The sequence below is a fragment of the Acidobacteriota bacterium genome, from assembly GCA_034211275.1.
Taxonomy (GTDB): Bacteria; Acidobacteriota; Thermoanaerobaculia; order Multivoradales; family JAHZIX01; genus JAGQSE01.
Window position 1 is genome coordinate 1 of record JAXHTF010000256.1, and the last position, 8574, is coordinate 8574.

At 68.2% G+C, this 8574-nt stretch carries 1 protein-coding gene; it reads left to right on the forward strand.

Annotated elements, in window-relative coordinates; all coding sequences use genetic code 11:
- A partial coding sequence (locus SX243_23965; GenBank protein ID MDY7096043.1) for an amino acid adenylation domain-containing protein occupies window positions 1-8574 on the forward strand: 8574 nt, incomplete at both ends.

Sequence of the window (8574 nt, forward strand, 5' to 3'; positions counted from 1 at the left end):
GCTGGCGGGGCGATGGGGAGCTGGAGTTCCTGGGCCGCTTCGACCACCAGGTGAAGGTGCGGGGCTTCCGCATCGAGCTGGGCGAGGTGGAGTCGGCGCTGCTGTCCCACGAGTCGGTGCGCGACGCGGTGGTGGCGGCGTGGGGCGTGGGTAGCTCGCAGCGGCTGGTGGCTTATGTGGAGACGGGTCGGGAAGAGCCGGAGGGCGACGAGGGGCATGACCCGCGCTTGGTGCAGGCGCTGAAGACGCAGCTGCGGGATCGTCTGCCGGACTACATGGTCCCGTCGGAGATCCTGGAGATGGCGTCGTTGCCGCGCACGCCCAACGGCAAGGTGGACCGCAAGGCTCTGCCGGAGCCGGCGGGTGTGCGTCCGGAGCAGGCGGGTCGCTACGTGGCACCGCGCAACCAGACCGAGGCGCTGGTGTCGGAGATCTGGGCACAGGTGCTGGAGCTGGACCGGGTGGGCGTGACGGATAGCTTCTTCGACCTCGGTGGGCACTCGCTGCTGGCGACCCAGGTGATGTCGCGCCTGCGCAGCAGCCTGGGAGCGGAGGTGCCTCTGCGGGCTCTGTTCGAGGCTCCGACGGTGGCGGAGCTGGCGCGGGAAGTCGACATGGCACGGCGCGGCGAAGGCGCGGAGATACCGCCCTTGGAGCGAGCCCCAAGAGACGGCGATCTGATGCTCTCCTTCGCCCAGCAGCGACTGTGGTTCATCGATCAGCTGGAGCCGGACAGCGACAGCTACAACATGCCCCTTCCCATGCGGGTGCGGGGAGCCTTGGATCCCGCCTTGGTAGAGCAGGCTCTCACCCGGGTGGTAGCCCGCCACGAGGTACTGCGCACGCGCTTCGAGGAGCGCGACGGCCAGCCGGTGCAGGTGATCGAGGAGGCGCGGCCCTGGCGCTTGCCGGTAGCCGACCTGAGCGGTCTCGACGAGACGGCGGCGGAGGCTGAAGGCCTGCGCCTGGCGGGAGCCTTGGGGGCCATGACCTTCGATCTGTCCCGCGGGCCGCTGATGCGCTCCTGCCTGGTCCGGCTCGAGCCCGAGCACTCCCTGGTCTTGATCACGATGCATCACATCATCAGCGATGGCTGGTCGCTGGGCGTCTTGATGGACGAGGTGGCGGAGATCTACCAGGCCGGCGTGGAAGGCACCGAGGAAGCGGATCTACCGGAGCTTCCGATTCAGTATGCCGACTACGCTCTGTGGCAGCGAGGATGGCTCCAGGGCGAGGTTCTGGAAGCCGAGATGGCCTTCTGGCGCGGTCTCCTGGGCGAGTCCCCGCCGGTGCTGCAGCTGCCCACCGACCGCTCCCGCGCGGTGGAAGGGGACGGCCTGGCGGCGGAGCGTTCGAAGGCTCTGTCCCGGGAGCTGTCCGACGCTCTGCGCGGCTTCTCCCGCCAACGTCGCACGACCCTCTTCATCACCCTGCTGGCGGCGACCCAGACGCTGTTGGCTCGCTGGTCCGGTCAGCCGCGCCTCACCGTCGGTACGCCGGTGGCCGGACGCAACTGGATGGAGACGGAGCCCCTCATCGGCTTCTTCGTCAACACCCTGGTGCTGCCCGCCGATCTCGCGACTCCGACGACCTTCAGCGAGTTCTTGGAGCGTGTACGGGACGTTTCCCTCGACGCGCAGGCGCACCAGGAGGTGCCGTTCGAAAAGCTGGTCGAGGAGCTGGAGCCGGAGAGGCATCTGGAGCATTCGCCGCTCTTCCAGGTGATGTTCACGGTGGAGAATGCGGACCGCCCCAGCGGTCCCGAGGTGGAGGGGCTGATCCTCGAACCCCTGGGCGGGGACGCTGGCAGCGCCAAATTCGAGCTCACGGTCCAGGTAGTGGACGATCCGGAGCAGATCGAGCTGGGAGTGGAATACGTCAGCGATTTGTGGGACGGCACCACCATGGCGCGTTTCCTCGACCATCTCGAGACGCTGCTCCAGGCGGTGATGGAAGCTCCCGACAGCCATCCTTGGGAGCTGCCTCTGATGCAGCCCGCGGAGCGTCACCAGCTGGTCCGCGAGTGGGGGCAGGCGCGCTACGGATATCCCGCCGGCGCCAACATCCCCGAGCTCTTCGCTCACCAGGTGCAGCGCACTCCCGATGCTCCGGCGGTGGTGGCCGCCGCCGACGGCGAAACCTGGAGCTACGCCGACCTGGCCCGCCAGTCCGGCGAGTGGGCCTCGCGTCTGCGAGCGTTGGGCGTCGGCCGCGGTGATGCGGTGGCGCTGTGCGCCGAACGTTCTCCGCAGATGGTGGCGGCGCTGCTGGCGATTCTCGAGACCGGCGGCTATTACGTGCCGCTGGCAGCGGACTATCCCGCCGACCGGCTGCGCTTCATGATCGAGGACACGGCGGCGCGGGTGTTGCTCACCGAGAGCGCGCTGGTCGAGGAGCTGCCGACGGAGGGCCTGAGCCTGTTGCTGCTCGACGATCCGGCAGTAGGCGGAGAGGCGATGGGCGACGGCGGGGCCACTACCGGGGGCGACGCCGAGATCGACGCCGCCGATCTCGCCTATGTCGCCTATACCTCCGGCTCCACCGGGCGCCCCAAGGGCGTGGCCGTGCCACACCGCGCGGTGGCCCGCCTGGTGCGCGGCGCCAACTATGCGGATCTGGGGCCGGAGCAGGTCTTCCTCCAGCTGGCGCCGGTGTCCTTCGACGCCGCCACTCTGGAGATTTGGGGACCGCTGCTCAACGGCGGCCGCTTGGTGCTCATGCCGCCGGAGCGGCCGACTCCGGAGCGCATCACGGAGGTGGTGGAGCAGCACGGAGTGACCACCCTGTGGCTCACCGCCGGGCTCTTCCATCTGATGGTGGATGAATGTCTCGAGGGCCTGCGGCCTTTGCGCCAGCTCCTCGCCGGTGGTGACGTGCTGTCGCCGGAGCGGGTGTTGGCGGTGCTCGGATTGGAGGACGGTCCGCGGGTGATCAACGGTTACGGTCCGACCGAGAACACCACCTTCACCAGCTGCTGGCCGATGGAGCGTCCGGACCAGGTTGGAGAGACGGTGTCCATCGGCCGCCCGGTGTCCAACACCACGGTGGCGGTGCTGGACCGGCGTCTGCAGCCGGCCCCGGTGGGTGTGTTCGGTGAGCTTTGGGCCGGCGGTGACGGATTGTCCCGCGGATATCTGGGGCGGCCGGGCCTCACCGCCGAACGGTTCCTCCCCGATGCCACCGGCGAGACCGGTGCCGGCGGACGTCTGTATCGCACCGGCGACCTGGTGCGCTGGCGCGGCGAGGGCGTGTTGGAGTTCCTGGGTCGTAGCGACTTCCAGGTCAAGGTGCGGGGTTTCCGCATCGAACTGGGGGAGATCGAGGCCGCTCTTCTGGCGCTGCCGGAGGTACGGCAGTCGGTGGTGGTGAGCCGCCAGCGCAGCGCCGGTGGCAAGCACCTGGTGGGCTACGTGGTGCCGACGGAGGATCAGGACGGCGAAACTCCCAAGCTCTCGAGCCCCGCTTTGCGCGAGCAGCTGGCGGCGACGCTGCCGGATTACATGGTTCCGTCCGCGCTGGTGGTGCTGGAGGCCCTGCCTCTCGACCCCAATGGCAAGGTCGACCGCAAGGCCCTTCCGGAGCCTGCGGAGGGCCGAGCCGGGGACGCCGGTGAGTTCCTGGCGCCGCGGAACCAGACCGAAGCGATGGTGGCGGAGATCTGGGCGGAGGTCCTGGAGGTGCCCCAGGTGGGCGCCCGGGACGACTTCTTCGAGCTCGGCGGTCATTCGTTGCTGGCCACCCAAGTAATGTCCCGGCTGCGCTCTTCCATGGGTGCCGAAGTACCGCTCCGCGAGCTCTTCGAAGGCCCCACCGTGGAGCGTTTGGCGCAGGCGGTGGATCGTGCCCGTCGGGCTGACGCAGGCCTCGCTCCTCCGCCGCTGACCCCGGTACCTCGGGACACGGCGCTGCCCCTGTCCTTTGCCCAGCAGCGTCTGTGGTTCATCGACCAGCTGGACCCCGGCTCGGCGGCTTACAACATGCCGCTGCCGCTGCACGCCGAGGGTGAGCTGGATATCGCCGCGATGGAGCGCGCCCTCACCGCGGTGGTGACCCGCCACGAGTCGCTGCGTACCCGCTTCGTCTCCGAGGCTGGACAGCCGCGCCAGGAGGTGCGCCCGGCGTCCTTCTTCGCGGTGCCGGTGATCGATCTCCAGGGGCTGCCGGAGGACCAGCGGGAAACCGTGCTCATGGACCTCGCCGCCGTCGAGGGAATGCGTCCCTTCGATCTGGAGCACGACCTGATGCTGCGCGGAGCCGCCGTGCGCATGAGCCCGCAGCACCACGCGGCGTTGTTCTCCATGCACCACATCGCCAGCGACGGCTGGTCCATGGGCCTGCTGGTGGACGAGGTCTCGTTGTTCTACCAGCACCAGGTGACCGGTGATGAGACTCTGCTGGAAGATTTGCCGGAGCTTCCGGTGCAATACGCCGACTTCGCCGCCTGGCAGCGCGATTGGCTGTCCGGTGAGGTCTTGGAGCAGGAGCTGGACTACTGGCGCGAGCGCCTGGAGGGAGCACCGCCGCTGCTCGAGCTGCCGTTGGATCGGCCGAGACCGGAGGAGCCCACGATGCTCGGCTCGTCGATTTCGGTGGAGCTCCCCGTGGCTCTCTCGGAACGCCTCCGGGGATTGGGCCGTCGCCATCAGGTGACGCCCTTCATGGTGCTGCTGGCGGGCTTCCAGACGGTTCTTGGACGCTGGGCCGGGCAGGACGATGTCAGCGTCGGCACTCCGCTGGCGGGCCGTAACCACCTGGAGGTGGAGAACCTCATCGGCTTCTTCGTCAACACCTTGGTGCTGCGCACCCGCTTCGAGGGTCTTCCGACCTTCGTCGACGTGCTCGCCCAGGTGCGCGAGCAGTCTCTCGAGGCTCATATGCACCAGGAGCTCCCCTTCGAGCGCCTGGTGGAAGAGCTTCAGCCCGATCGCAGTCTCAACCACTCGCCGCTCTTCCAGGTGATGTTCGCGCTGCAGAACGCTCCCGGCGGAGAGCTGCAGCTGGAAGGTCTCCAGCTGAGCCCGCTGGACTTCGACGAGAGCGTCGCCAAATTCGACCTCAATCTGGCCATGGAGGAGCACGAGTCGGCTTTTGAAGGGACCTTGGAGTACGTCACCGAGCTCTTCGACCGTACGACCATGGAACGTTTCCTTGGGCATTTCGAGAACCTGCTGGCAGCGGCGCTGGATTCTCCGGAGACGCCGGTGAGGGATCTCTCCTTGCTGAGCCCCGCGGAACGTCACCAGGTCACTCGCGAATGGAACGAGGCTCGCCGGCCCTACCCCCGGGAGGCGACGGTTCCCGATCTCTTCGCCCAGCAGGCGGGGGAGACGCCGGATGCCATCGCTCTGGTGCTGGCGGGCGACGGAACCACCGTCACCTACGGCGAGCTGGCGGTCCTCGCCAGCGGGCTGGCAGAGCGCCTCCGAGCCGCCGGCGTGAGCCGAGGCGAGGCGGTGGCGCTGGCCGCGGAACGGTCCCCACGGATGGTTGCGGCGTTGCTGGCGATCCTCCAGGTGGGAGGTTTCTATGTCCCGCTGGCGCCCGAGTATCCGGCCGAACGGCTGCGCTTCATGGTCGAGGACGCCGGTGTCCGCGTGCTGCTGGCCGACCGCGCCATGGCCGAGGAGCTGCCGGTGGAAGGCCTGGACGTGCTGTGGCTCGACGGCGAGGACGGCGCTGAGGAAAGCGCGGCCGGCGCCCCTGGTGCCCTCGAGACCGGCCTCGACGCCCAAGACCTGGCCTATGTCGCATATACCTCCGGCTCCACCGGCAAGCCCAAGGGCGTGGCGGTTGCCCATCGGGCGGTGGTGCGATTGGTGAGCGATGCCAACTACACGGAGCTGGGGCCGGAGCGCAGCGTGCTGCACCTGTCGCCGGTGTCCTTCGATGCCGCCACGTTCGAGATTTGGGGCCCGCTCCTCACCGGTGGCCGGGTGGTGTTGTTGGCTCCGGAGCGTCCGACTCCGGAGAATGTCGGCCGCGCCATCGCCGAGCACGGGGTGACCACCCTGTTCATCACCGCCGGCCTCTTCCACCTCGTGGTGGACGAGCAGCCCGAGGCCTTGCAGCCTCTAGACCATGTGCTTTCCGGCGGCGAGGTGCTGTCTCCGGAACGGGTGCGGCGGGTGATCGAGCTGCCCGACGGGCCGGTGATGAGCAACGTCTACGGCCCGACGGAGAACACCACTTTCAGCACCGGCTTCCCCATGACCTCTCCCGAGCAGGTGGGTACGTCGGTCTCCATCGGTCGGACGGTGAGCAACAGCAGCCTGTGGATCGTCGACCGCCAGCTGCGGCCGGTGCCGGTCGGTGTCGCTGGCGAGTTGGTCCTGGGTGGGGACGGTCTCGCCCGGGGCTATCTGGGCCAGCCCGGCCTCACCGCCGAGCGCTTTGTGCCCTCTCCCTGGCCTTCCGACGCGGTCGGCCAGCGTCTCTATCGCACCGGAGATCTGGTGCGCTGGCGTAGCGACGGCAATCTGGAGTTCATCGGGCGCACCGACTTCCAGGTCAAGGTGCGTGGTTTCCGCATCGAGCTGGGTGAGGTCGAGGCAGCTCTCTTGGACCAACCCCAGGTGCGCCGTGCCGTGGTGGTGGCGATGGCGGATCCCCACGGTTCGAGCAAGCGCCTGGTGGCCTACGTGGTGCCGCCGGAGGGCTCGGAGAAGGACGGGACTCAGTGGCCCGAGGCCGGTGGATTGCGCCGGGCTCTCGCGGACGATCTGCCGGACTACATGGTGCCTTCCGCTTTCGTCGTGCTGGAGGAGCTGCCGCTCAACGCCAACGGCAAGGTAGACCGCAAAGCATTGCCGGACCCGGATTGGAGCGCCAGCACCGCCGTGGCTCCCTATCGAGCGCCGCAGACGCCGACGGAAGGCATGGTGGCGGATCTTTGGGCCGACGTGCTGTCCCTGCCCCGGGTGGGCCGAGACGACGACTTCTTCGACCTCGGTGGTCATTCCCTTCTGGCCACTCAGCTGATGGCCCGGCTGCGCGACGCGCTGGGAGTGGAGGTCCCGCTGCGCGCGTTGTTCGAAGGGCCCAGCGTCGCCGAGCTGGCTCGGGTGGTGGACGAGACCAAGGTCGGCGAGTCGGGGCTGCAAGCACCGCCTTTGGAGCCCATGGAACGGCCTGCCGATGGCGATGGCCTGCCGCTCTCCTTCGCTCAGCAGCGGCTGTGGTTCATCGATCAGCTAGAGCCCGGAAGCCCGGTCTACAACATGCCCATACCGGTCCAGCTGGTGGGGCCGCTGACCGTCGCCAAGCTGTCGCAGGCCGTGGCCGGCGTGATCCGTCGTCACGAGGCGTTGCGCACCACCTTCAGCGCCGCTGGTGAGCAGCCGGTGCAGAGAATCCACCCGCCGGAGCCATCGGCGCTCCCGGTGGCCGATTTGACCGGGCTCGCGCCCGCCGTGGCCAGAGCCGAGGCGGCCAGGTTGGTGGGCGAGGATGCGTTGCGACCCTTCGATTTGGAGCATGGTCCTGTGCTGCGTATCAGCCTGTTGCGGCTGGGGGACGAGGAACACGTGGTGGTGGCCAACATGCACCACATCGTCAGCGACGGCTGGTCCCTCAATCTGTTGACCAGCGAGGTGGGCGAGTTCTACGAGTCGATGAATGCCGGCGAAGAGCCGGATCTGGATCCGCTGCCGATCCAATACGCCGATTACGCTCACTGGCAGCGGGAGTGGCTGTCCGGCGACGTGTTGGCGACGGAGGTCGACTTCTGGCGCGATGCTCTCTCCGGGGCTCCGCCAGTGCTCGAGCTGCCCACCGACCGGCCGCGGCCGCCGGCCCGCGGTATCACCGGCGGCGTCTATCAGATTCCCTTCGACGGCGATCTGGCGGAGGCTCTGCGCGTCCGCAGCCGGGCCAGCGGCGTGACCACCTTCATGACTCTGCTGGCGGGCTTCCAGGCTTTGTTGGCGCGTTACTCGGGCCAGGACGACATCTCCGTGGGCAGCCCGGTGGCGGGTCGTACCCACACCGAGATCGAGGCCCTCATCGGCTTCTTCGTCAACACCCTGGTGCTGCGTTCGGATCTCTCCGACAGCCCGGACCTGACGACTCTGTTGCACCGGGTGCGGGATATCTCCCTGGAGGCCTATGCGCACCAGAGCGTGCCCTTCGAGAAGCTGGTGGAAGAGCTGCAGCCGGAGCGCAGCATGGCCTACTCGCCGCTCTTCCAGGTGATGTTCGTCTACCAGAACACGCCACGGGAGCCGGTGGAGCTCACCGAGCTACGCCTCGAGCCCTTCGATCCGGTGGGTGAGGGTGAGGATGAGAAGAACGTCGGCGAGACGATGGCCAAATTCGATCTCACCCTAGGGGTCGAAGAGGTCGGCGACGACCTGAGCGGTTCGCTGGAGTTCAGCCGCGATCTCTTCGACGAGACCACCGCCGGCCGCATGGTGGAGCACTTCCAGCTGCTCTTGCGTCGCTGGATCGAGGAGCCAGAGCGCTCGTTCCGGGAAATCGAGCTGCTGAGCGCGGCGGAGCGGCAGCAGTTGGTGGAGTGGAACGACACCGGAAGGCCCCGACCGGCGGCGCAGAGCCTGCACCAGGCGTTCAGCGCCC